This is a genomic window from Microbispora sp. KK1-11, from assembly GCF_006874435.1.
GTDB classification, from domain to species: domain Bacteria; phylum Actinomycetota; class Actinomycetes; order Streptosporangiales; family Streptosporangiaceae; genus Microbispora; species Microbispora catharanthi.
Genome location: NZ_VIRJ01000028.1, coordinates 104,681 through 128,406, shown reverse-complemented (window position 1 = coordinate 128,406; position 23,726 = coordinate 104,681). Strand labels below are relative to the sequence as shown.

17 protein-coding genes are annotated in these 23,726 nt (G+C 70.6%); 9 read left to right on the top strand and 8 right to left on the bottom strand.

The features are described from left to right. Positions 1 to 5: 5 nt before the first annotated feature. Genes FLW16_RS32210 through FLW16_RS32195 form a run of 4 tightly spaced genes read right to left on the bottom strand, consistent with a single transcriptional unit; the run spans position 6 to position 6,118 of the window. Entirely contained in the window at positions 6 to 461 is a 456-nt protein-coding gene (locus FLW16_RS32210) for a flavin reductase family protein (RefSeq protein WP_221891390.1), read from the bottom strand. 50 nt (positions 462 to 511) lie between these two features. Next, positions 512 to 3,418 carry a lantibiotic dehydratase gene (locus FLW16_RS32205; protein WP_142563890.1) on the bottom strand — a complete coding sequence of 969 codons (2,907 nt, stop codon included), beginning with the start codon at positions 3,416 to 3,418 and terminating at the stop codon, positions 512 to 514. 1 nt (position 3,419) lies between these two features. Then, positions 3,420 to 4,301, bottom strand: a complete 882-nt coding sequence (locus FLW16_RS32200) for an LLM class flavin-dependent oxidoreductase (protein WP_142563889.1) — start codon at positions 4,299 to 4,301, stop codon at positions 3,420 to 3,422. Further along, positions 4,298 to 6,118, bottom strand: coding sequence for an ABC transporter ATP-binding protein (locus FLW16_RS32195; RefSeq protein ID WP_142563888.1), 1,821 nt, complete (start codon positions 6,116 to 6,118; stop codon positions 4,298 to 4,300). Before FLW16_RS32195 ends, FLW16_RS32200 begins: the two co-directional genes overlap by 4 nt. 567 nt (positions 6,119 to 6,685) lie before the next feature. Here FLW16_RS32195 and FLW16_RS32190 point away from each other — a divergent pair. The 7 genes from FLW16_RS32190 (at position 6,686) to FLW16_RS45550 (ending at position 15,378) form a co-directional block, all read left to right on the top strand. Beyond that, positions 6,686 to 7,813, top strand: a complete 1,128-nt coding sequence (locus FLW16_RS32190) for a lanthionine synthetase LanC family protein (RefSeq protein WP_260615805.1) — start codon at positions 6,686 to 6,688, stop codon at positions 7,811 to 7,813. Beyond that, positions 7,810 to 9,033 carry a YcaO-like family protein gene (locus FLW16_RS32185; protein ID WP_142563886.1) on the top strand — a complete coding sequence of 408 codons (1,224 nt, stop codon included), beginning with the start codon at positions 7,810 to 7,812 and terminating at the stop codon, positions 9,031 to 9,033. Before FLW16_RS32190 ends, FLW16_RS32185 begins: the two co-directional genes overlap by 4 nt. Further along, a complete protein-coding gene (locus FLW16_RS32180) occupies positions 9,030 to 10,331 on the top strand; it encodes a TfuA-like protein (RefSeq protein WP_142563885.1) in 1,302 nt (433 codons plus the stop codon). The genes FLW16_RS32185 and FLW16_RS32180 overlap by 4 nt, the downstream gene beginning before the upstream one ends. Further along, positions 10,328 to 11,110, top strand: coding sequence for a twin-arginine translocation signal domain-containing protein (locus FLW16_RS32175; protein ID WP_142563884.1), 783 nt, complete (start codon positions 10,328 to 10,330; stop codon positions 11,108 to 11,110). Before FLW16_RS32180 ends, FLW16_RS32175 begins: the two co-directional genes overlap by 4 nt. After that, entirely contained in the window at positions 11,107 to 11,934 is an 828-nt protein-coding gene (locus tag FLW16_RS32170) for a hypothetical protein (RefSeq protein ID WP_142563883.1), read from the top strand. The genes FLW16_RS32175 and FLW16_RS32170 overlap by 4 nt, the downstream gene beginning before the upstream one ends. Before the next feature lie 348 nt (positions 11,935 to 12,282). Then, positions 12,283 to 15,126, top strand: a complete 2,844-nt coding sequence (locus FLW16_RS32165) for a BTAD domain-containing putative transcriptional regulator (protein ID WP_142563882.1) — start codon at positions 12,283 to 12,285, stop codon at positions 15,124 to 15,126. A 126-nt stretch (positions 15,127 to 15,252) separates the two neighbouring features. Beyond that, positions 15,253 to 15,378: a hypothetical protein gene (locus FLW16_RS45550; protein WP_260615804.1), complete on the top strand. Its 126-nt coding sequence runs from the start codon at positions 15,253 to 15,255 to the stop codon at positions 15,376 to 15,378. A gap of 92 nt (positions 15,379 to 15,470) precedes the next feature. On the opposite strand, the gene FLW16_RS32160 is transcribed toward FLW16_RS45550, so the two are convergent. After that, complete coding sequence (locus FLW16_RS32160; protein ID WP_142563881.1) at positions 15,471 to 15,839, bottom strand: MerR family transcriptional regulator; 369 nt, start codon at positions 15,837 to 15,839, stop codon at positions 15,471 to 15,473. Positions 15,840 to 15,965: 126 nt separating this feature from the next. Here FLW16_RS32160 and FLW16_RS32155 point away from each other — a divergent pair, with 126 nt between their 5' ends. Next, positions 15,966 to 17,039: an alkene reductase gene (locus FLW16_RS32155; protein WP_142563880.1), complete on the top strand. Its 1,074-nt coding sequence runs from the start codon at positions 15,966 to 15,968 to the stop codon at positions 17,037 to 17,039. A gap of 179 nt (positions 17,040 to 17,218) precedes the next feature. Here the strand turns inward: FLW16_RS32155 and FLW16_RS32150 are convergent, their stop codons facing one another. From FLW16_RS32150 to FLW16_RS32140, 3 genes are all read right to left on the bottom strand, one after another. Further along, the gene (locus tag FLW16_RS32150; RefSeq protein WP_142563879.1) at positions 17,219 to 17,545 is read right to left on the bottom strand and encodes a hypothetical protein; all 327 of its coding nucleotides are present in this window, start codon (positions 17,543 to 17,545) and stop codon (positions 17,219 to 17,221) included. Positions 17,546 to 17,785: 240 nt separating this feature from the next. Then, complete coding sequence (locus tag FLW16_RS32145; RefSeq protein ID WP_142563878.1) at positions 17,786 to 19,891, bottom strand: 3-hydroxyacyl-CoA dehydrogenase NAD-binding domain-containing protein; 2,106 nt, start codon at positions 19,889 to 19,891, stop codon at positions 17,786 to 17,788. Then, positions 19,888 to 21,072, bottom strand: a complete 1,185-nt coding sequence (locus tag FLW16_RS32140; protein WP_142563877.1) for a thiolase family protein — start codon at positions 21,070 to 21,072, stop codon at positions 19,888 to 19,890. Before FLW16_RS32140 ends, FLW16_RS32145 begins: the two co-directional genes overlap by 4 nt. Before the next feature lie 238 nt (positions 21,073 to 21,310). Here FLW16_RS32140 and FLW16_RS32135 point away from each other — a divergent pair, with 238 nt between their 5' ends. After that, the gene (locus FLW16_RS32135; protein ID WP_142563876.1) at positions 21,311 to 23,725 is read left to right on the top strand and encodes a hypothetical protein; all 2,415 of its coding nucleotides are present in this window, start codon (positions 21,311 to 21,313) and stop codon (positions 23,723 to 23,725) included. Position 23,726: the final 1 nt, after the last annotated feature.

Genomic DNA, 23,726 nt, shown 5'->3' with positions numbered 1-23,726 from the left:
GGCCGTCAGTCTTGCCAGACCGAGTAACGACTGAGCCCCCTCAGCAAAGGCGGCGTCTGCCCGTCACCGAAGCGCACTCCCGCCACTGCACCGATCATGATGACGTGGTCGCCGCCCGGGTGGATCTCCCGCAGCTCGCACTCCGCCACGGCGTGCGCATGCTCCTGCAGCCACGGGAGCGACCGCGGCCCCGTCGGACACCACGGCACGGCGCTGAACCTGTCGGAGCGGGAGGCGGAGAAGATCTCCGCCGCCGGCCGGCCGTTCCTGCCCAGCAGGTTGACCGCGAAGGCGCCGTATGCCCGCAGTGCGTCGAGCGTGCCGCTGGCTCTGTTGACGCACACCAGCAGCAGAGGCGGCGCCAGCGACAGGCTGCACAGCGACGAGCAGGTGAACCCGACGGGCTCACTCGCGGCGTCCAGGGTCGTGACCACCGCGACCCCGGTCGGAAAGGAGCTCATGAACGTCCTGAAGCTCCCTACGTCAACCTCCCGTGCCGTCGGCTGGACCGTCATCGCCGCTCTCCCTTCCGTCCGCGGGCCAGATACTCGCGGAGTTTGCGCATGGCCAGTTCACAGGCCAGGAACTCCAGCCGCCGGGAGTCCACCGCCAGCAGCCTGTTGCAGTGCATATGGAGAGTGGAATTGGCCACGGCGAACAGCGCGGACCGCTCCGGCGCCGCTTTGGTGAGCGCACCGCCGAACGCGGCCAGGCGTTCCCGCAGGATCGGATCGAAGACGGCGGTGGCCAGATGCGCGTCGAGCCGGGCGCGGTGGTCGCGGAAAAAGACGCCCTGCGGGTTACCCGACCGCTCGAAAGACAGTACGAGCCCGCTCTGCCGCCAGCGCAGGAACTCGTGCGCGGTCCCGTCGTCCCCCAACAGGGTCTCCGACCAGAACAGCATGTCGGCCACGCACTGGTAGAGCCGGGTGTGCTCGTCAGGGGCCGAGGCCGTGTAGGTGGCGACGGCGTCGCTGTCCGCGGTGAACAGCGCCTCGGCGGCTGGCAGGCAGGAGGCCCCGCCGTACCTGGTGACCTCGGGTATGTAGTCGTCCATAACGGACCTGACAACCAGGCCCCGCTCCCTCAGTGCGGCGGCGAGCCCGTCCAACGCGGCGATGACGGCGGCCCTGTGCTGCGCGCCCGCCGGTCGCACGCGGACGCGGACGTGGAAGCCCTCCTCGTAGTATCTGACGAAGAACCAGTCGGTGGCCGCGCCGGCCTGCCTGAGCCGTAAGGCGAGCGCGTGCGACTCGGCGATGACCGCGTCAGCGGCCGAGGAGCCGCAGTAATACTTGAAGTAAACCCAGGACATGCCCGCCTGCGGGTCGTAGGGCGCGGGCTCACGTACCGATCCGGGGGACGGCGCCGTCGGCTGCAGCGGCACCACGAGCTCGGTGACGTGCCGTCCCGCCGGCCCGTGCGAGGCTGGGCTCTCCACGTGCGGCATCTCGGTCAGCGCCACCTTGGCTTCGTGTGCGTACCGCGTAAGACAGGCCCGGACCGAGTCGGCCGAGTCGAGGTCGACCGCCAGGACGCGGTCGTCGTCTCCGACACCGACCCATCTGCGCTCCCCGAAGCCGTCGAGCAGGCGGCGCAGATGGTCGCCCGGCCGGGACGCCGTCAGTGCCCGGGACAGGTCGACCCCGCTGACTGTCCATGTCTCCGGCGAGACCACGACCTTGCCGCACGTCACTCTGGGCAGATGGGACAGACGCTGCAGCGCGCCCCACGACCAGCCGATCGCTCCGGGCGAGACGAGCATGCCGAGGAAGCTGTAAACGGGGTCCATGCCGCTGGCCGCGACGTTGTGCGCGGCGTTCATCTCCACGATGACGTCGCGACCCGTCACCGAGTCGCGCAGTCGTACGGCGTCGCCTTCGAGGCGGACCAAGAGCCGGTCAAGCGACAGGGAGCCGCTGCCCGCGCCCGACAGCGCGATCTCGTCCTCCAGCAGCTTGGGCCTGATCAACACGTTACTGATCCTGATGCCCGGCGAGTAGACAAGCTCGGCGTGAATGGGCCCGTCCTGATCGTCGGAGGACGGTCCCGCCCAGGCGAGCAGGTCGGCCGTCCTGTCCTCGCGACCGAGGGCGAAGCGGCTGATCAGCGCCATAGAGCTGCGCTGGTAACCAGCGCGCAGCATGCTGTGGTAGCGGCCCTCGAAGTCGTCGAGCAGCGCGGCGAGCAGGCCGCGTGCCGAACAGGTGGGCGCCATCGGCAGATCGGCCAGGTCAACCACTCGCTCGCCGTTGATCCACCGGTCGAGCACCTTGTAAACCTCGACCGGCACCTCCGAACCGCTGTGCCCGTGCGGGCGCCGGATCCGCGCCGACTCCGCCAGCGGTGACAGCTCACGCTCGGCAGACCAGAGCACGCCGTTCTCAAGGTCGAGCGCATCGAGCAGCGGTACCTCCGTATCCTCATACCGTCGGCGGAACGCGGCGCGGAACATCGGCAGATACTCGTTGTCGGGGAAGACGAGCTGCAGCCGCCGGACGGTGTCGATGAGGTCGGTGACGGTGGCCTGATCGAGCGCGGCATCGTGGGTGGCGATGTCAAGATCGAGGTGGAAGCGGCGGTTCTGCGGGAAGTCGCGTAGCGCCGGCATCCGCTCCGCCGCCCGCTCCCACGCGGCGTTTATCCTGCCGATGAGGGCGGTGCCGAGCGGCCTGGCCCCGCACGTCTCGTCGACGAGCCCGGTGAGCACGTCGGCCGCGTGTTGATCGCCGATGCCCTCGAGGACCGACAGCGCGAGCGCGGCGGGCTCGTCACCCGGTCTGATGAGGTCGACCGCCCTGTGCAGTACGTCACCGTCGATGAGCTTGCCGACGAAGTCGCGCAGCGCCTCACGTGAGCTGCCGGCGAAGTGCGACTCCAGCCCGTCGAGCAGTTCGCCCGCGCGCACGCTCTTGTCGCCGACCGCGCCCAGAACGGCCTCGATGGCCGGTGTGGCGCGCAACGTGACCACATCCGACGTGCTGTCGCCCGACTTGGTGTAACGCAGCCCGCCCGCGTTCCTGCGCAACGTGCGGTTGCGCCTGACGGGCCAGCCCTCCAGCCCCGCGGCCATCATCGCCTCGAGCACGATGCGCTGCAGCACCTCGAAGTCGAGCCTTACCTGTACGCTGTGCCGGTCCTTGCCCGCTATCTCCAGCTTCCGCTCGGGCCTGATGGGGACGTGGGCCGTGCCTGCGAACAGCCCGTACGGCGTGGCCCTGCCGCCCATGCGGGTGATGTAGCGCAGCGTGGTGTCGCGCGGCCGGTGGGCCGGATCGCTGGTACCCGTCCCCGGCGACCCCCACGCCAGGTCGACGGCCATGGTCGCCAGCGGGTCGGGGCCGCCTCCCGCGACCAGCGCGCCCGACTCCTCCACACTGAGCAGCGCCACGCGCAGCATCCCGAACTCGTGGGCCATCTCAGCGCTCCGGTCCTGTCAACGCCACAGCCTGCCCGGTGATAGCGGCCGACACGATCTCGTGGATCTCCTTCAGCGACCTGAAGTGGTCGTCCGGATCGCTTGACGTCTCGGCGATGACGACCTCGTCGGCGCCGGACATGCGAAGGGCGTTCAGCACGGCGGCCGCGCAGTCCTCCGATGATCCGGCGGTGACTGCGAACGGCTGCCGGCGCGCATCCGCAAGAGCCCTGGCCGGATCGGTGTTGGCGGCCACGGCCAGCGCCACGGCCGTCGTGCCGGGCGAGGATCCGGCGCGGTAGACGTCCATGGCGCGCAGACACACGTCGAGATCGGGCTTGAGGAACAGCGCGTGGCAGTAGGAGGCGCCCAGCTCGGCAGCCATCGCAGCCGACCGCCCGCTCGTGCCGTGTAGCCACATCTCGTACGGCGAGCCGAGCGGTTCGACCAGCTCGCAGCCTTCACGCAGGATGCGCACCAGTTCACGCACGTCCCTGTCCAGCGCGTCGTCGTCCTTGAGCAGGTGGCGCAGCAGGTTGGAGTTGGGCCCCACTGTGCCCCTGCCCAGGCCGACGTCCAGCCGGCCGCCGCAGAAGCCCGCGACGGTGAACAGATCCTCGGCGGTGAGGTAGAGGTCGCGTAGACGCAACAGCGTGACCGCCGTGCCCACGCGGATGCCGCTGGTGTGGCTGCCGAGCACGGCGACCGTGTGCAGCGGGCTGCGGCTGGGCGAGCCAACGCCGTGGTGCTCGGGCACCCAGAGGCGGCGGTAGCCGAGGTCGTCGGCCAGCAGGGCCGCCTCGAAGGCCACGCTCTGGAGCGCCCTGGCGTCGGCGGCGCCCGCCAGATCCAGGTACTCGAGGAGGCCGAGCGGCGCCGTCACGCCGGCTCCTCCGCGAACGCGTTGGCCTGCAGCGAGTACATCTCGGCGTAGAGGCCGCGGGCGAGCATCAGGCTCTCATGGGATCCTTGCTCCACAATTCTGCCTCCGTCCAAGACGTAGATCTGGTCTGCGTGCCGTACGTTGGAAAAACGGTGAGAGATCACGATGGCGGTCCTTCCGTGTAGCAGCTCGCGCAGGTCACGCAGGAGAGCGTGGTCGGCCACCGGATCGAGCGCCGAGGTCGGCTCGTCGAGGATGACCAGCTCGCGGCCTCTGAAGATCGCCCTGGCCAGCGCTAGGCGCTGGCTCTCCCCGCCCGACAGTGACGTGCCGTCACCGAACTCGGGGCCCAACTCGGTGGCGGCGCCGGCGGGGAGTCTGGCCACCATGTCCGCCGCCCCCGCCGCGTCGATCGCCTCTGCGACAGCCGCATGATCGTCGGCGCGCGCGACGTCGCCGAGGGAGACGTTCTCCTCGACCGTGAAGTGGTAGGTCATGTGGTCTTGGAAGACCGCGGTCACGTGGTCGCGCAACGCCCGGCGGTCCAGGTCGGCGATGTCCTGCCCGTTCCAGGTCACCGTCCCTGCGCCCGGCCGGTAGAGGAAGGCGAGGATCTTGGCCAGCGTGGTCTTGCCCGAGCCGTTGGGACCGACGAACGCGACAAGCTGACCGGCTCCGATCGTCATGTTCACACCGCTGAGCGCCTCGCGCTCCGCGCCCGGGTATCGGAAGCTCAGGTCACGCACGTGCAGTTCGCGCAGGCGCTCAGGTAGCGCCTGCCCGCGCTCCAGCTCGTCGGCCCGCTTGAGCTGCTCGTAGAAGGCGGCCTGGTCTCCGAGGAAGAGCCCGGCCTCCGACAGCTCGGCGATCGGGCCGCCCAGCCCGCCGACGGCGGTGACCAGCCGGCTCAGCGCCACGACCGTGGTCAGAAGCGTCGGCACGTCCATGCGGCCGCTGGCGAAGAACCAGCCGAGCAGGGCGACGGCCGCGGTCAGCACCAGGCCGAAGGAGACCTGGCCGGCGAGCAGCTTGCGCCATTGGCCATGCACCATGCGGCGCAGTTCGGTGTAGCGCTCGTCGGTCAGCGCGTCGTAGCGCTTGGCGAAGTGGGGCATGAGGCCGAACGCGCGCACTTCGGCGGCCGGCTGGCGGGAGGTCATCAGCCAGCCGACGTAGCGGCGCCGCCGTTCCAGCGGAGTCACCGAGTGGAAGAAGCCGAACTGCTCGCCGGCCAGCTTGGACGAGATGAGCAGCACGGGGGCGGCCGCCAGCGCCAGCATCGGCAGGAGCAGGGGTTGCAGGAAGACGAGCATCGCGGTGAACACCACGATCTGGAAGCCGCTCGCGATCAGCGCGGTGATGCCGCGCACCACCTGGCGCGGTTTGAAGTCGGCCGTGGCCTCCGCCCTGCTGATGCGGTCGTGTACCTGAGAGTCGTCGAAGTCGGCGAGTTCCAGCATGGCGACCGCCCGGTGCATGCGGCGGGCGCTGAACTGACGGACGCGGTCCAGGAGCAGCTCCTGGACGGTGTGCCGGCTGTTCCCCATGAGAACCACGAGCAGCGTGAGAGCGATGGCGACGGCCAGCCACGGGATTATCCGGTCCACCGTCTCCCCGGGCGCTGACTGATTACGCAGGAAGGCATCGGCGCCACCGCGGAAGACGGCCAGCAACGCGAGTGAGATCAGCCCCTCGGCCGCCGGTAGCGCTACGACCACCAGCCAGAACAGGCCGGGACTGGCCTCGCGGCTGAGCCGCAGAGCGTCGATAATGTTGGCTGGAGCCGATCGCCTGGCTCCGGGGACCTTCAGTGCCATGGGGCCTCCTAAAGTGCGGGCGGTGTCGCGTTACGGCCGCGACACCGCCCGCCTGGTGCGACCTGACTAGCAGGTACATTCCGAGGTGTTGCAGTAGTCACACGTCCAAGGGCAGGTCCAGCAGGTGGTGGAGGTGGTCCACGCACCCGCCACCGGCTCCTGGACGGACGTGAGAACGCCCTGCTCGCCACCGTTCGGAGTGGAGAAAACCTCCATGTCCACGGACAGGTCGAGAACGTCGGTCGACATTTCCGCCTTGCTCATCTTAATTTCACCTCCTCTGTCACTGGATCTGGACGGCCGGTTTGGCCGCACAGTCGAGAACTGTAAGTTACGCAATGATCCTGGGCAATAGCCGGAATCTGTCGCGACTTTGCGGATCCACTCCCGCCGTGTCCCGCCCGCGGGACAGCGCAGCGTCTCTCACCAGGCATTTAGTGCTGGGCTATTGACATCAAAGCCTCCCTCGCCATCAATGACGAGTGTTGCGATCGGCCCTCGTGCATTGTCTGGGAGGGGAATATTGTGCGCGACCTGGAATTGGCGCGATTGATTTACTCGGACGCCTTGGCGGGAATCCGGGAAACACCCAACATCGTGCTGCTGCTCGACCTCTCGCTGGCCGCGATCGAATTCGAGCGGGCCATCGGAGAGGATTTCTCGGCGCGTGACCACTTCTTTGAGGCGCTCGACCTGCTGAGTGGCTTCCGCGGGGTGGAGCCGTGGTTGTTCGGCGGGGTCGCCCAGGTGGGGTGGACCGCCTTCCAGCTGTCCAGATACACCGGCGTGCAGCTCAAGGGCCTCGACAGGTTCGATGGAATGATCTTGGACTGGATCACCGGCTTCCCCGACGAACACGACGTCGACCTCCCCAGTGGCCTGCTCGGGCTCGGCGTCTACGCGCTGTCACACCCCGAGCCCGCCGTACGGGAGAAGATGACCGCGCAGATCATCACGGTCGTCGAGAACCGGGCGGAGCGTGACGAGCACGGCCTGTTCGTCAGGCTCGCTCCCTATGAGGCCAGGATGCGCACCCGCCCCGAGGTCGTCGGTCACCGCGACCTGGGCGTGGCGCACGGCAGCGCCGGGCTGGTGTCCTTCCTGGCCTCGGTGGCGATGAGCGGTCTGCCGTCCGCGCAGCGCGGCGCGGAACTGCTGAGCTCCACGCTCGGCTGGCTGATGCACCAGCGCCGGCCGCTGGAGGGCACCGTCTACCCCCACTCGGTCGAGAGCCGCTACGAGCCCTCGCGCAGCGCCTGGTGCTACGGCGACCCGGGGGTCGCGATGGCGATGGCCGTCGCCGCCCGCGCCACCGGATCCGCCGAGATTGCGGCCGAGGCGCGTGTGGTGGCGCGGGCGGCGATCACCCGGCCGCCGGAGCGGGCCAGGGTCCTGGACGCCTGCCTGTGCCACGGCGCGGCGGGGCTGGTGTGGTTCGGCTGCATGGCCGGCGCGGAGTGGAACCTGCCCGAGACCGCTGATTTCATCCACCACTGGTCGGGATACATCCACCAGCAACGGGCAGACGGCCCGCTGCACTATCTGGTGCGCGGTGGCTTCCACCGTGACCACTCCTTCCTCGAAGGCGACCTCGGGGTCGCCCTTGCGCTGCTAACCCTGTCCACCGGCCGACCGCCCATCTGGGGGGAGCGCATGCTCGGTTCGGCCGTCCTGCCGCCGGAGCGGCGTCCATGACGCCTCTCACGTCGCTGCTGGCAGGGGCGACCCCGAAGGGGTTCTCGGACGGCACCCAGCGGGCCGTGCCGCCGGAAGAAACGCTCGCCCGTATCACGCCGTACCTGCCGCGCGCGGGAATCACCAGGTTGGCCGACATCACCGGGCTGGACAGCCTCGGCATCCCAGTCACACTCGCGGTGCGTCCCAACGGCCGGGTGCTCAGTGTGAGCTCGGGCAAAGGACTCACGACGACAGCCGCACTGGTCTCCGGTGCGATGGAGTCGATCGAACTGCACCACGCCGAGGTGGAGTGGTCGCCGCGCACAGTCAGGCGCTCCTACACAGAGATGCGAGAGGAGCACCTCGTACCGGACGCGGCTGACCTGCCGCTGGCCAGGTCGGCGCCGTTCCCGCACGACTGGCCCTACCTGTGGACCTGGGGCTGGGACCTCGTCGGCGAGACCGAGATGGCGCTGCCCGTCTCCATGATCCACATGGGCAATCGACACGTACGCGTCTTCGACCTGTTCTCCTTCCAGGTGACCTCCAACGGCCTGGCCTCGGGAAACACCCCGGCCGAGGCGTTGCTGGCCGGGCTTCTCGAAGTAATCGAGCGCGACGCGGTCACCTGCCACACCGAACGCTGGCGCAACGGGACTCCGCCGCCGTTGGTCGACCTCGACGCCGTCGCCTTCCCCTCCGTGGTGTCGCTGGTCGACCGGTTGGCGACGGCCAAGGCCAGGGTGATCGTATTCGACTGCACCCTCGACACCGGCGTGCCCGTCTACATGGCGCACGTCGTCGACGAAAGCGGCCTGATCTCCGGCACGTTCACGGGATACGGCGCGCACCTCGACCCCGAGATCGCCCTCACCCGGGCCATCACCGAGGCGGCGCAGGCCAGGACGGTCATCATCGCCGGCTCGCGCGACGACATCTACCGCCACCGCGATCTGGCCAGGCGCGTCAGTATGGACCGCTGGCGGGAGTGGCGGGACGGAGCAGACGACCTGCGCACCGTGACGCCTAACCCGGTCTCTCGAGCCGCCGCGACGTTCGAGGAGGACATCAGGACGCTGCTCGCCGCGCTGCGCACGGCCGGTCTGGAACGCGTGGTGGTCGTCGACCTGAGCACGCCACGCTTCCCCGTGTCCGTCGTCAAGGTGGTCGTACCCGGCCTGGAGGGCTACCGCATGGAGAACTACGCGCCGGGGCGCAGAGCCAGGAGGGCGGCATGACCCTCGCGGTCTTCCTCGGTCCCAGCCTGCCCCTCGACGAGGCGCGCCGCCTCCTGCCCGACGCCACCTACCTGCCGCCGGCGCGCCAAGCCGACCTGGTCTCCCTGCTGGACGACCCGCCGGCGGCCATCGGACTGGTCGACGGGGAGTTCCACCAGTCGCGCTCCGTGTGGCACAAGGAGATCCTGCTCGCGCTGGAGCGGGGTGTGCACGTCTTCGGCGCTGCCAGCATGGGCGCACTGCGTGCGGCCGAACTCGAACGGTACGGGATGATCGGCGTCGGCGCGGTCTTCGAGCAGTACGCCTCCGGTCGGCTGACCGATGACGACGAGGTGGCGCTGCGCTACAGCCGGGACGATGGCTGCTACGTGCCGCTCTCGGAGCCGATGGTCAACATCCGCGCCACACTCGCCGCGGCGCGGGAGGCCGGGCTGCCGCGAGACCTGTGTGGCCTGGCGGAGCGGGAGGCCAAGCGGCTCTACTACCCCGACCGCTGCCGGAGAGCCGTCGTCGACCGGTTGCGGGCGATGGACGTGGCTGGCGTCCACGTGCTGGACGCGTTCTGGCGGGATTCGGCGGTCGACGTCAAAGCGGCCGACGCGCGGCTGCTGCTGACCACTTTGAAGGAGTTCGCAGCCGATCCGCCGCCCCCTCGACGCCATGACGAGGAGACCTTTCGGACCGCCGGTCTGGACACCCTCGACGACCGCGAACGGCGGGTGCGGGGGGCGAATCGGGAGATCCCGCTTGCCGACATCGCCGACGCCGCGCAGCTGTGGCATCCGGATGCCGCCGCTTCGAACGCGGCGGCCCTCGACCGCGGACTGGTGCTGGTCCTGTCCGAACTGCTCCACGTGAAACCCACCGAGACCCAGATCGAGCAGGAGATCGGGCGCTGGCGTGTCAGGCACGGACACACCGACGATGCCTCCTTCGAGTCCTGGCTGCGACGCAACCACCTCAGCGAGGGCGAGTTCCACCTGCTCGCCGCCGACGCGGCCCGCCGCCGTCTGCTGTGGCGCTGGCTGCTCAACGCCCGGCACGTCGAACGGAGCACCCGGCTCGTTCTCGACAAATTGCGCTGGGACGACGAGTACGAGACCTGGGCGCACGCCGCGGCGGAGACGGCCGACGGCGAACCGCTCATCGAGGAACTGGCCGACGTGGACCCGGCGGATCTGGTGCGTGAGCAGGGGCTGATGGTCGACACCGACATCGCGACCTGGGCCGAGGAGGCCGGTTTCAACTCTCCCGAGCACCTGCTGCTCGCTCTGACCAGGAAGGTGAAACACCTGTGACCCATATCGACCGCCGGCAGATGCTGCGCGGAACACTGGCCGCGGCCGCCGCCACCGGACTGAGCGCCGTGTTCGCTCCGCCCGCCCAAGCGGACGATGACTCCGAGTGGCTCCGCCACCACCTACCGCCGGTGCCCGGCATGCACGGTGACCGACGCGCCAACGAGCTGTGGTACGTCTACGAGCAAACCTTCTACTTGCAGCCCTCCTCCGAGGTGACGGCCGCCTACCAGGCGATCGGCGCCGTCGCCGGAGGGGCGATCGAGGGCGTTCTCTACCTGTACCGAGGAAGCCGGCAAATCGGAACATATCCCGACAAGTTCGTTGAACGGGTCGCCCCTGCCCGGGACGCGTTCGCCCTGCTGTCCGGGATGCAACTGGAGGTCCTGCACCGGTACTACCAGAGCGGTCACCTCGCGCTGCCCTTCTACTATCTCGGCGAGGGCAGCCTCTACGACCCGCGCATGCCGGAGGGCGGCAAGGTACACATGATGAACACCGGCCCGAACGGCGAACCCGCGGTGAACTGGCATCTGTGGCACGCCATCGCCAGAGCCATGATGCTCCTCGGAACCGACGTCGAGGCGTGGACCCGAATCGACCCGCTGATCGGCCTCGGCTGGGCGACCCAGTCCGTGGCCAAACCGCTTCCCGAGACGGTCAACCCGCCGCTGAGGCCTCAGGTTCGAGGCCAGCTCATCAGACGGTGGCAGGGCCTGAGCCCAGAGGAGATGGATGTCGCCTTCGATTCCTTCCCCTACCCGGCTGGGATCTCGTGACCGACGTCCTGGTCACGGAGATCTCCCTGGAGGATGCCGGCGCGGTCGAGGCGCTTGGTAGAGAACGCGCCCCCGGTGCCTACACCCCAGCCCGTGTGGCCGAGCGGCCCCCGCCGCTACCGCCGAACGTCAACCGACGCCTGATGACCTCGGCGGTGACCGAACGCGTGCGGCGGCTCGCAGCCGAGAAGGGTATCGAGGGCCTGCATCTTCGCGTGGTCAGCCATCCGCTGAGCATGCAGGGTTCCGTCGCGATGGCGCCGTTGCACTTCGCGCTCGCCTTCCGCCACGGACGCACGCGGGTGACCGGGCCGGTGTTCGTCTCGGCGCTGCACGAGGCCGAGCTCACCCTGCCGCCCGCGGTGCAGAAGGAGCCGTGGGCGGCGGGATTGCGCGAGGTCAGGACCCCGCTGACCCCCGGGGAGCGCCGCAGGCTGCTCGAACACTACCTCCGTGAGTACCGGGACGGCGCGAGCGCCTCGACCGACCTGACCGTCATCTGCGTGCCGGCCAGGTCGCCGGTCGCCCGCGCGGCGAGCCCGACCCACCAGGCCCTGCTTGGCGTGGCCGGGGCACCGCCGCTGGGCGTGGGGGCGTGGGACGGCTACGCCGTCTGGCACCGCGCTCCGCGTCCGCTGGAACCACCACTGCTGGACCGGCTCGTCCTGCTCAGGGACGAGTGGTCCGCGCAGACACGCCGCGCGTACGAGGCGGGCCGGAACGACCCGGCGTCCACGCAGGGGCACAGCGAACTGGCCGTCTTCGTCGACTGGGTTCGTTCATCCTGGCGCCAGGCGCTGAGCAACAGAGGAGATGCCGTATGACCACGAGTTCGAGCCTGGAAGAGATCGCGGCAAGTCTGCCGTCCGAGGAGGCCGGCGTGGTTCGGGCCTGGCTCGGTTCGGCAGGTGGCCTGAGCCCGCGAGCTCTGGCCGTCGGCACTTAAGCACCCGTCGACGGGGATCAGCCGGCCGCGCCCCGACGACCCGCAGGCCATCCCGTAGGACATCTTCGTCATGTAGCGGCCCGTCAAAGCATCCACAAGCGGCAGGCGCAAGTAACGAGGTGATTGCATACCCGCGCAGCGGCCGGACGGGATCAACACTCTGATCTTGCTCTGAGTCAGGCGGGTGCCTAGGATCTAGGCACCTGCGACTCAGGGTGGAGGCGGCGTGGAATACCGGCTCCTCGGCTCGGTTCGCGTCCGTGACGCGGACGGCCGGGAGGTCCCGCTCGTCCGCCCCAAGCATCGGCAGGTCCTCGTCGCCCTGCTCGTGAGCGCCAACAGGGTCGTCCCGGCCGACCATCTCGTGGAGCACCTCTGGGACGGCACCGCGCCCCGGTCGGCCCGGGGCAACGTCAAGACGTACATCTCGGCGCTGCGCCGGCTGCTGTCGCCGGAGGACCCGGGGGCCGCGCCCATCGAGACGGTGGGGGAGGGCTACCGCCTCGCCGTACGGCCTGGCGAGCTCGACCTTCTCACGTTCAGGGACCTCGTCCGGCAGGGTCGCGGCGCGCTGAAGGCGGCTGACGTACGGCAGGGGGAGGCCACGCTCCGGCAGGCCCTTCTGCTGTGGCGTGACGACCCCTTCCAGGACGTGCCGCTCACCCTCCTCCTGGAGGAGATCGCCACGGGGCTGCGGGAGGAGCGGCTGGGGGTCTTCGAAGACTGGGCCGACGCGCGGCTCGATCTCGGCCTGCACGCGGAGGCGATAGGCCCGCTCCGGCAGTGTGTACGCGACCATCCTTTGCGTGAACGTCCGTGGGGCCAGCTGATGCTGGCCCTCGTGCGTGACGGCCGGCGGGCGGACGCGCTCGCGGCCTTCCACGAGCTGAGAACCCGCCTGGTCGAGGAACTCGGCGTGGAGCCGGGGCAACCCCTTCAGCGGCTCCACCAGCGGATCCTCGCCGATGACGCCGGCCTCTTCCTCGACACCGCCCGCGCCGCCCGGGACACGACCGGCGAGGAACCGGCGACACCCCCGGCGGTGCCGAGGCAGCTTCCCTCCGACGCGCCGCATTTCGTCGGCAGGGAGCGGGAGCTGAGCCGCCTGGAGACCTGGCTGAACCCGCCTGACGGGTCGCCGCCGACGCCGGTGGTGGCGATCTGCGGCCCGCCGGGTGCGGGCAAGTCCGCCCTGGCGCTCCACGCGGCGCACCGGGCCGCGGCCCGTTTCCCCGACGGCCAGGTGTACGTCAACCTGCGCGGTGCGATGCCCGGGGTGCGACGACTGGACACGGGTGAGCTGATCGGCCGGCTCCTGCGGACGTTCGGCACGCCGGGATCGGAGGTCCCCGCTGACGTGGACGAGGCCGCCTCGGCCCTGCGTACGATCCTCCATGGCAGGCGGGTGCTGCTCCTCCTCGACGACGCCTCCTCGATCGCGCAGGTCGGCCCCCTTCTGCCGATGACCTCTGGTTCGACCGTCCTGCTGACCTCCCGCGAGAACCTGGCGCCGGCCGCTCCCGCCTCGCACGTCGATCTCGGCCCCATGCCGCGGGACGAGGCCGTCGCCATGCTGGCGCGGAGGTTCCGGTCCGGCGGCGTCGGTTTCTCCCAGAAGGCCGTCGAACGGCTCGCCGACCTCTGTGACGGGTTCCCCCTCGCTCTGCACGTCGCCGGCGCCCGGCTCGCGAGCCGCTCCGGCTGGTCGGCCGACATGCTCATCGAACGCCTGGAGGACGAGAGCGGCCGTCTGGACGAGCTGCGCACCGGGGACGTCGGCGTGCGCAGCAGCATCGCGGTCAGTTACACGGCCCTGGCCGACAGCGGGCAGGCACTCGACCGCGAGGCCGCCCAGGCGTTCCGCCTGATCGGCCTGCTGCGCGTACCGGACCTGAGCCTGGAGGCGGTCGCCGCGCTGCTGGACGTGCCGCCGCGGACGGCCGAGCGAGTCATCGAGAGGCTCTTCGACGCGCGGCTGGTAGAGAGCCCTACTCCCGGTCGTTACACGTTGCACGACCTGATCAGGTTGTACGCGCAGGAGCGTGGGCTGGACACCGAACCGCCGGAGCGGCGGGAGGCCGCGCTCCGCAGCGTGCTCGGCTTCTTCCTCGCCACCACGGGCGCGGCCGTACGGATGATCGACCCGCATCGCCTGCACGCCGGCGTGCCGGAGGTGCCGCAGACGCCCAGGGCGCTGCTCGACCGGGAATCGGCGACCCGCTGGCTGGAACGGGAGCGGCCCAGTCTGCTGACGATCCTCGGCCAGGCGTGGGACGCCGGTGCGGCGACCGCTCGCCTCGCGATCGCCCTCGCCCTCAACCTGCACTGGCATCTCGCAGCGCAGGGGTACCGTCACGAGATGCTCTGGCTCGGCACGAGGTCGCTGGAGACCGCGCGCCGGCTCGCGGACCGCGAGAGCGAGGCACAGGCGCTGGCCATGGTGGCGATGGCGCACCGCCTGCTCAACCACGACGAGGAAGAACTCACGTGTCTCCATGAGCTGCTGGACCTGTGCCGGGAGCTCGGTGACTCTCTCGGAGAACTGCGCGCGCTCGGCAACCTCGCCAGCGCCTGTCTCCTCATGGAGCGCCCGGAGGAGGCGCTGCGATACGCCGAGCGGCAGCTCGTGATCAGCCGCCAGGTCGAATCGCCCGTGGGCGAGCGGTACGCGCTGATGATGGTCGGCGACGCGCATCTGCTGCTCGGATCTCATGAGGAGGCCGTCGCGACGCTGCGGCAGGCGCTGAAGCGCGCCCGGGAGGCGGGCGACGCGATGCACGAGGGGATGACGCTCCGGCGTCTCGGCGAGGCCTACCTCGCGGCCGGGGACGCCGCCACCGCCCGCGCGTATCTGCGGGACTCGCTGGCCAGCTTCGACGCCTGCGCCCAGGGGCCGCAGGAGTGCTCGGAGGCCCTGGTCGCGCTGGCCCGGTCATCCCGGATGCTCGGCGATCTCGACGAGGCGTCGAGGCACGTCACGGAGGCGCTGCGGATCGCCAGGGAGAGCGGCGACCGGCACGACGAAGAACGTGCACTCCGGGAGCAGGCCGAGATCCACGGCCCGGGCTGACCGTTTCGGGTCCGCTGTCGTCGCCGGCGTTTCCATCAAATCTTCAATGAGTCCGAACTTCCCCGTCCGGTATGGCGTCGATATCCCCGAAGGTCGTTCAAAACGGGGAGAGAAATGAGAAAGCGCATGAAGCACCTTCTGATCGCCGCATTGATCGGCGGGGGACTGGTCGCGGGGACCGGAATCGTCGTTTCGCACCACCACGGTGAGGGGATCGTCGCGAGCCGTGACCCGCGCCTCGGCTGCTGCTGACCCTCGCGAGTGACGCGCTGTACCCCGAGCCGCCGCGCCGATTCGGCGCGGCGGCTCGGGGCTGTGCGGCGCCCGGGGGCGAACCGGCCGATTCAGCGAGGCGTCAGCTGGGCGCGGTGCGCGCGGTTGGCGTCGATGAGCAGGTCGAGGGCGTCGCGGGCCTGGGCGAGCTCATCGATGTGCCGGCTGATCCGGTCTCGCTCCTGGATCAGCCGCTCGAACGCCTCGTCGGAGTTCTGCTCGCTCGGCGAGTCGACACACGGCAACACCTCGGCGATCGTCCGGCTGGAGAGCCCGGCGGTGTACAGGCGCTGGATGAACCGCACCCGCTCGACCTCGTCGTCGGTGTAGCGGCGCTGGCCGCTGGGGCTGCGCGTGCTGGTGAGCAGGCCCTGCTCCTCGTAGTAGCGCAGCGAACGGACGCTCACCCCCGCCTGCGACGCCAACTCCCCGATACGCATCGCGCCTCCTGTCGGAAAATCTTGGCCCTAATGCTTGCATCTGACGTCAGTGTCAGGTCTTAGCGTAGTCGCGTGTCCAGCCGGCGGACGCATCCTTCCACAGGAACCCCTGAAAGGCACTCAGGAATGACGACCCTGTTCGACCGCTACCAGCTCGGCGCGCTGACCCTGCCCAACCGTGTGGTGATGGCCCCGATGACCCGGGTCCGCGCGGCCGCGGGCGGCCTGGCGACACCGTCGATGGCGACCTACTACGCCCAGCGCGCCACGGCCGGGCTCATCGTGACCGAAGGGGCGCAGCCGAGCCTCGTCGGGCAGTCCAACCCGGGCACTCCGGGGTTGTACACCGACGAGCAGGTCGCGTCGTGGCGGCCGGTCACCGACGCGGTCCACACCAACGGCGGCCGCATCTTCGCCCAGATCATGCACGGGGGCCGCGTCTCCCACCCCGACACCACGGGGATGCGGCCGGTCGGCCCCTCGGCCGTCGCCGCTCCCGGGGAGGTGTTCACCCCGTCGGGACCCAAGCCGGCGCCCGTGCCGAGGGCGCTGGAGACCGCCGAGGTGCCCGAGCACGCCCTGTCCTACGCGCAAGCGGCGCTCCGGGCCGTCGACGCCGGCTTCGACGGCGTGGAACTGCACGGCGCGAACGGCTATCTCATCGCCCAGTTCCTGTCGAGCACCGCCAACCTGCGCACCGACGCGTACGGCGGGTCGATCGCCAACCGGATCCGCTTCGCCGTGGAGGCGGTGTCGGCGACCGTCGAGGCGGTGGGTGGCGACCGGACGGGCATCCGGCTCTCGCCCGGCGCGGGCATCTGGGGCGCGGAGGAGACCGACGTCCCCGGCCTGTACGGCGCGCTGCTCGCCGAACTGGCCCCCCTGAACCTGGCGTACGTCCACCTCGAGGCCACCACCGACGAGGACGTGCTCGTCGAGCTGCGCAAGGCCTGGCCCGGCACGCTCATCGTCAACCCGGTCTTCCCGATGGGCCCACGGCAGACGGACAAGGCGGCGGCCGATCACTGGCTGGGGCTCGGCGCCGATCTGATCAGCTTCGGCCGCGCCTTCATCGCCAATCCCGACCTCGTGGAGCGGCTGCGCCAGGGGCTTCCCATCGCGCCGCACGACCAGTCCACCTGGTATCAGGGCGGCGATGACGGCTACCTCACCTATTCCGCCTACCGACACGCGGCCTGACCGCGTGCGGAAGCACGGCGAGCCGCCGCGTCGGGGTGGCGCGGCGGCTCAGCCTCGGGGCCCGGTGTTCCGGCCCGGTGCTTCTGGCTCCAGGGGTGGGTCACCCCACCCCCCGAAGCGGTAGAGCGCGTTCTCCCGTAGCAGTTCGAACGACAGGCGGATCCCGGTGATCCGCTCCATCAGGACGAAGGCATGGATGCGCCAATCGTCCATCGTCTGCTCCCCGGCACGAGACCTCTCTCGACGTCGGCATATCTTTCGTGCAAATTGAACAGACCGTCGAGGTGCTTCTCAATCGGGGCCGTGTCGCCCCAGATGTCGCCGCCGTAGTCGAACACGCACTGCCTGCGCCCGCCGTGGGCGTAGTACAACCTGCCCCGATAAAGCATCCGGCTGCCTATCAGGCATATGGCCTCGCCGCCGGAGGAGAGCCGCTCAAGCGCCCCGAAAGCCCGATCGCCGGTGTACTCCATCGCCAGAAACCAGGGCGGTTCCTCGGCCAACATCAGGTAGATAGCAGTGAGGAGCTGACGTGCCGTCGCACTGTAGCGGCGAGCCGCCGCGCCGGGAGCGGCGCGGCGGCTCGGGGCGGGGCCCTGTGGTGCGGGGCCCCGGTGTTCCGCGCGGCCCTGCGGATGGAGGGCCTGGTGGGTCCGCGGTCTCGTGGTTCGCGGGTCCGTGGCGGAAGGTTCAGGCGGGCCGCCCGGCGCGGGCCGTGTCGGCTCGGGCCGGGCGGGCCATGCGTGTCAGGCCGGTACGGAGGCGACGCCGGGCTCCAGGAAGCGGGAGCCGGTGACCTCCTCGGAGATGCCCGTCCTGTCGAGGTACGGCGTGATGCCGCCGGTATGGAACGGCCAGCCCGCGCCGAGGATCATGCACAGGTCGATGTCCTGCGGGGCCGCGACCACGCCCTCGTCGAGCATGAGTCTGATCTCCTGGGCGAGGGCCCGCAGCGCGCGCAGTCGCACATCGTCGGCCGTCGAGGGGGAGGAGCCGCCCTCGAACAGCGCCCGCACCTCCGGGTCGATCTGGAAGTCCGGGCCGTAGAGGCCCGGCTTGCCCGCGGCGACCAGCTTGGCGAGGTTCTCCGAGACGCCGAAGCGGTCGGGGAACGCCGCGCGCATGGTCTCGGCGACGTGCAGCGCGACGGCCGGGCCGACGAGCTGGAGCAGCGCGAACGGCGTCATCGGCAGGCCGAGCGAGTCGAGCGCGTGGTCGGCGACCTCCAGCGGGGTGCCCTCGTCGGCCGCCGCGGTGACCTCGCCCATGAACCTCGTCAGCAGCCGGTTGACGACGAACGCGGGCGCGTCCTTGACCAGCACGCACGACTTCTTCAGCGTCTTGCCGGCCGCGAACGCCGTGGCCAGCGTCGCGTCGTCGGTGGCGGCGCCCCGGACGATCTCCAGCAGCGGCAGCACGGCGACCGGGTTGAAGAAGTGGAAGCCCACCACCCGCTCCGGGTGCCGCAGGCCGGCGGCCATGTCGGTGACCGACAGCGAGGAGGTGTTGGTGGCGAGCACGCAGGTCTCGGAGACGACCTCCTCCACCTCGGCGAAGACCTTCTGCTTCACGCCGAGGTCCTCGAACACCGCCTCGATCACGAAGTCGGCGTCGGCGAAGGCGTCCTTGGTCAGCGACCCCGTCACCAGGCCCTTCAGCCGGTTGGCCTGGTCGGCGGAGATCCGGCCCTTGCCGAGCAGCTTGTCGACCTCGGCGTGCACGTAGCCGACGCCCTTGTCGAGCCGGGCCTGGTCGAGGTCGGTCAGCACGACCGGCACCTCCAGGCGGCGGGCGAACAGCAGCGCGAGCTGCGAGGCCATCAGCCCGGCGCCCACGACGCCGACCTTGGTGACCGGGCGGGCGAGCGACCTGTCCGGCGCGCCTGCCGGTCGCTTGGCCCGGCGCTGCACCAGGTCGAAGGCGTACAGCCCGGCCCGCAGCTCGTCGCTCATGAGCAGGTCGGCCAGCGCCTCGTCCTCCGCGGCGAAGCCCTCGTCGCGCGACGCCGTACGGGCCAGGGTCATGAGATCGAGCGCCCGGTAGGGCGCGGGGGAGGCCCCGCGCAGCTTGAGATCGACGAGGGTCCTGGCCTGGTCGATCACCGGCGCCCAGTCCGCGGCGGTGTGGTCGGCCCGCTCGACGGTCACCTCGCCGCGCAGCACCTGGGCCGCCCAGCGCAGCGACTCCTCGACGAAGTCGGCCGGCTCGAACATCGCGTCGGCGATCCCGAGGGCGTACGCGTCGCGGCCCTTGATCATGCGGTTCTGCGACAGCGGGTTCTCGATGATCAGCTTGAGCGCCTTCTCCGGGCCGATCAGGCGGGGAAGGAGCTGGGTGCCGCCCCATCCGGGCACCAGGCCGAGGAAGCACTCCGGCAGCGCGATGGCCGGGACGCCGGACGACACGGTGCGGTAGGTGCAGTGCAGGGCGATCTCCAGCCCGCCGCCCATCGCCGCGCCGTTGACGAAGGCGAACGACGGCACGTCCAGCTCGCCGAGGCGGCGGAACACGTGGTGCCCGAGCTGTCCGATGGCCAGCGCCTCCTCGCGGGAGGACACCGCGGCCGCGCCCTTGAGGTCGGCCCCGACGGCGAAGATGAACGGCTTGCCGACGACGCCGACGGCCGCGAGGTCGGAGCGCGCGGCGATCGCGTCGAGCGCGTCGTTCAGCGCGAGCAGGCCGTGCGGGCCGAAGGTGCTGGGCTTGGTGTGGTCGAGCCCGTTGTCGAGCGTGATCAGGGCCATCGTGCCCGCGCCGTACGGAAGCTCGACGTCGCGCACGAGCGCCTTGGTGACGACCTCGTCGGCGTTCTTGCCCTCCAGGAGGGCCTTCCAGGTCTCGATCGTGCTCATGCGAGGTTCTCCCAGATGACCGTGCCGCCCATGCCCATGCCGACGCACATCGTGGTGATCCCGTAGCGGACGTCGGGACGCTCGGCGAACGCGCGCGAAAGCTGGATCATCAGTCGCACGCCCGACGACGCGAGCGGGTGGCCGAACGCGATCGCGCCGCCGTACGGGTTGACGCGCGGGTCGTCGTCGGCGATGCCGAAGTGTTCGAGGAAGGCCAGCACCTGGACCGCGAACGCCTCGTTGATCTCGAACAGGCCGATGTCGCCGATGGACAGCCCGGCCAGGCGCAGCGCGCGCTCGGTGGAGGGGATCGGGCCGATGCCCATCACCTCGGGGTCCACGCCGGCGAAGGCGTAGGACACGAGCCGCATGCGCGGGGTCAGGCCCAGCTCCCCGGCCACGTCCTCGGCGGCCACGATGCAGCCGGTCGCGCCGTCGTTGATGCCGGAGGCGTTGCCCGCGGTGACCCGCCCGTGCGCGCGGAACGGCGTCTTGAGCGTGCGCAGGCCCTCCAGCGTCGTGCCGGGGCGCGGCGCCTCGTCCACGGTGGCCAGGCCCCAGCCCTCGGCGGCCTTGCGCGCGGCCACCGGCACCAGGTCGCGCTGGATCTTGCCGTCGGCGTACGCCTTGGCGACCTTCTCCTGGGAGGCGACGGCGAAGGCGTCGGCGCGCTCCTTGGTGATGGACGGGTAGCGGTCGTGCAGGTTCTCCGCGGTCATGCCCATGACCAGCGCCGAGCCGTCCACGAGCTGCTCGGACAGGAACCGGGGGTTGGGGTCCACCCCCTCGCCCATGGGGTGGCGGCCCATGTGCTCGACGCCGCCGGCGATGGCCACGTCGTACGCGCCGAAGGAGATGCCGCCCGCCACCGTGGTGACGGCCGTCATCGCGCCGGCGCACATGCGGTCGATGCCGTAACCGGGGACCGACTTCGGCAGTCCGGCGAGCACCGCCGCGGACCTGCCGATGGTCAGGCCCTGGTCGCCGATCTGGGTGGTGGCCGCGATGGCCACCTCGTCCACCCGCTCCGGCGGGAGGCCGGGGTTGCGCCGCATCAGCTCGCGGATGACGCGGACTACCAGGTCGTCGGCACGCGTCTCGGCGTACAGGCCCTTCGGGCCCGACTTGCCGAAAGGCGTCCGAACGCCGTCGACGAAGACGACTTCACGGGACGCAGGCACGGGTTCGCTCCTACTTGTCGGTAGCTTCCGGCTCCCTATGCTACTGGTCGGTAACCAGTCCCGGGATCGGCGGGTCCGCCGCGCCTGTGAGTGATCGTTAACCGGCCGGAAACCGGTCTGAACCAGTACATGTCGCCGGTAGCGATCTCATTCGGGGTGCAACCCCTCAAACCTCAAGAATCCCTCCTCTAACTCCTGTCGGCGGAATTCTTGGGGCATTGCACTCGAAAAGGAACCAATGCGCTCTCCTGTGCGCGCCTGGGCCAAGGCGCTCGCCGCGGCCGTCACGGCCGCGACCCTGTCCACCCCCCTCCTCGTGGGACCCGCGTACGCCGCGCCGCCCGGCTCGACCGGCGGGGACGGCACCTGGACCGTCGAACCCGTCGGCGGCGGCCACCGGGTCACGCTCCACCTCGAGAAGCCACTGCCGGTCCGAGACGCCGTCCCCGAACTCGCGGCGGACGGCCGGTCGCTCGGCCCGGCCGAGGAGTCGCCCGACGGCATGACGCTGACCGTCGTCACCCCCGACCCCGCCGTCGCCACGGCGTCGTCCGTCGACGTGGCCTGGAACGGCGAGGTGCCCGAGGCCACCGCGGCGGCCGCCGGCAGGGCCGCGCCCACGCCCGCCGAGCCGCCCGCCAGGACCCACGGCAAGCCGGCTCCCGCGCCCGTCGATCCCGCCGCGCCCGGTCCGTACGCCGTGACCCACGACGAGTACGACCTCGGCGACACCGCCATCACCCTGGAGGGGCTCGGCGGCCGTCAGGCCGAGATCCGGGCGAAGGTCTACCTGCCGGAAGGCGCCCGCGGCAAGCGCCCGCTGGTGGTCTTCCTGCACGGCCGCCACTCGGCCTGTTACAACCCGACGGCCTGGACGACGTCCAACACCCAGTGGCCCTGTCCGGCGGGGCAGCAGCCCATCGCCAGCTACCAGGGCTACGACGGCCCGGCCGACGTGCTCGCCAGCCAGGGGTACGTCGTCGTGTCGGTCAGCGCCAACGGCGTCAACGCCGCCGACAACCCCTACAGCGAGGACCGGGGCGCGCTGGCCCGGGGCGAGGTCGTCATGCGGCACCTCGACCTGCTCGCCGACGCCGACAAGGGCGTGGGCGACGCGAAGCTGGTGAGCATGTTCAAGGGCCGTCTCGACATGTCCGACGTCGGTCTGATGGGCCACTCGCGCGGGGGCGAGGGCGTCGTCAAGGCCGCGCTGATGAACGCGGGCCGGGCCAGGCCGTACGGGATCAGGGCGGTGCTGCCGCTCGCGCCGACGGACTTCGCGCGGGCGACGCTGCCCGGCACGCCGATGGCCGTCATCCTGCCGTACTGCGACGGGGACGTCTCCAACCAGCAGGGCCAGCACTTCTACGACGACTCCCGGTACGCCGTGGACGGCGACCCGGCCTTCCGCTCCTCGCTGATGGTCATGGGCGCGGACCACAACTTCTTCAACACCGAGTGGACCCCGGGCGTGGCGCACGCGCCCGCGTCCGACGACTGGTCGAACCGCAACGACCCGATCTGCGGCGGCAGCGCGCCCTCGCGGCTGACCGCCGCCGAGCAGTACGCCGTCGGCACCGCGTACATCGCGGGGTTCTTCCGCCTGGTCCAGGGCGGCGAGCAGGGCCTGCTGCCGCTGTTCGACGGCAGCGGCGGCACCACCGCCTCCGCCGGGCGGGCCGTCGTGCACGCCGTCGCCCAGGCGCCGGCGGGCAAGCGCCTCGACGTGGCCTCCTTCACGTCGCTCGCACCGTCCACGCGGGTCTCCGGCCCGGCCACCGCGGTCGTCTGCGCCGGGATGCTGGACCGCTCGCCGCAGAGCGGCCTGCCGTCCTGCGCCTCCACGCTGACCACCTCGCAGGCGCCGTCCTGGACGCCCGCGACGTACGCGAACAACGTCGCCTCGACCCCGGTGCTGCGCTTCTCCTGGAGTGACCCCACGGGCATGGTGACGGTGCCGCTGGACAAGCCGGACCAGAACGTCTCCCGCTACGACGCGCTCACCTTCCGCGCGGCGAGGGACGAGACGGCGACCGGCGACCTGGACCTCGCGGTTGAGATCGTCGACAAGCGGGGCGCGTCCCGGACGGTCAGGGTGTCCGAGGTGAGCGACGCGCTCACGGCGTTCCCCGGCACGGCCTCGCCGCTGCCCAAGACCTGGCTGCGCACGGTCCGCGTCCCGCTGAGCGCGCTCACCGGCGTCAAGCCGCAGCAGATCAGCGAGATCAGGATCTCGGGTGCGAGCCGGAAGGGTGCGGTCTACCTCGCCGATCTCGCGTTCACCACGATGGCCGCGGGCGAGGCCAGCACCGGCAGGCTGCCGCAGGTGTCGGTGGAGGGCGCCACGGTGGACGAGGGCGACGGGCCCGGCACGGCCACGATGACCGTGCGGCTGTCGGACAGGAGCGCCACGCCGGTGACGGTCCAGATCCAGGCGATCGCGACCGGGGCCGCCCCGGTGATCGCCTCGGCGGCGCAGGAGGTCGTCATCCCGGCCAGGTCCCTGGAGGCGTCCTTCCAGGTGCCGGTGAACGGCGACACCGCGGTGGCGTCCGCGCCGCAGTCCTACCAGGTGGTCGCCTCTGTGCCGGTCAACGCGACGATCGGCGGCGGCTTCACCCGGCTCGTCGTGACCGACGACGACGCGAGCTGAC

Excerpts from the sequence above, each read along its gene's own strand:
- FLW16_RS32185 (WP_142563886.1), top strand. The coding sequence starts at position 7,810 with ATGACGCCTCTCACGTCGCTGCTGGCAGGGGCGACCCCGAAGGGGTTC.
- FLW16_RS45550 (WP_260615804.1), top strand. The coding sequence starts at position 15,253 with ATGAAGCACCTTCTGATCGCCGCATTGATCGGCGGGGGACTGGTCGCG.
- FLW16_RS32160 (WP_142563881.1), bottom strand. The coding sequence starts at position 15,839 with ATGCGTATCGGGGAGTTGGCGTCGCAGGCGGGGGTGAGCGTCCGTTCG.
- FLW16_RS32155 (WP_142563880.1), top strand. The coding sequence starts at position 15,966 with ATGACGACCCTGTTCGACCGCTACCAGCTCGGCGCGCTGACCCTGCCC.
- FLW16_RS32135 (WP_142563876.1), top strand. The coding sequence starts at position 21,311 with ATGCGCTCTCCTGTGCGCGCCTGGGCCAAGGCGCTCGCCGCGGCCGTC.
- FLW16_RS32210 (WP_221891390.1), bottom strand. The coding sequence starts at position 461 with ATGAGCTCCTTTCCGACCGGGGTCGCGGTGGTCACGACCCTGGACGCC.
- FLW16_RS32150 (WP_142563879.1), bottom strand. The coding sequence starts at position 17,545 with ATGTTGGCCGAGGAACCGCCCTGGTTTCTGGCGATGGAGTACACCGGC.
- FLW16_RS32205 (WP_142563890.1), bottom strand. The coding sequence starts at position 3,418 with ATGGCCCACGAGTTCGGGATGCTGCGCGTGGCGCTGCTCAGTGTGGAG.
- FLW16_RS32145 (WP_142563878.1), bottom strand. The coding sequence starts at position 19,891 with ATGAGCACGATCGAGACCTGGAAGGCCCTCCTGGAGGGCAAGAACGCC.
- FLW16_RS32195 (WP_142563888.1), bottom strand. The coding sequence starts at position 6,118 with ATGGCACTGAAGGTCCCCGGAGCCAGGCGATCGGCTCCAGCCAACATT.
- FLW16_RS32180 (WP_142563885.1), top strand. The coding sequence starts at position 9,030 with ATGACCCTCGCGGTCTTCCTCGGTCCCAGCCTGCCCCTCGACGAGGCG.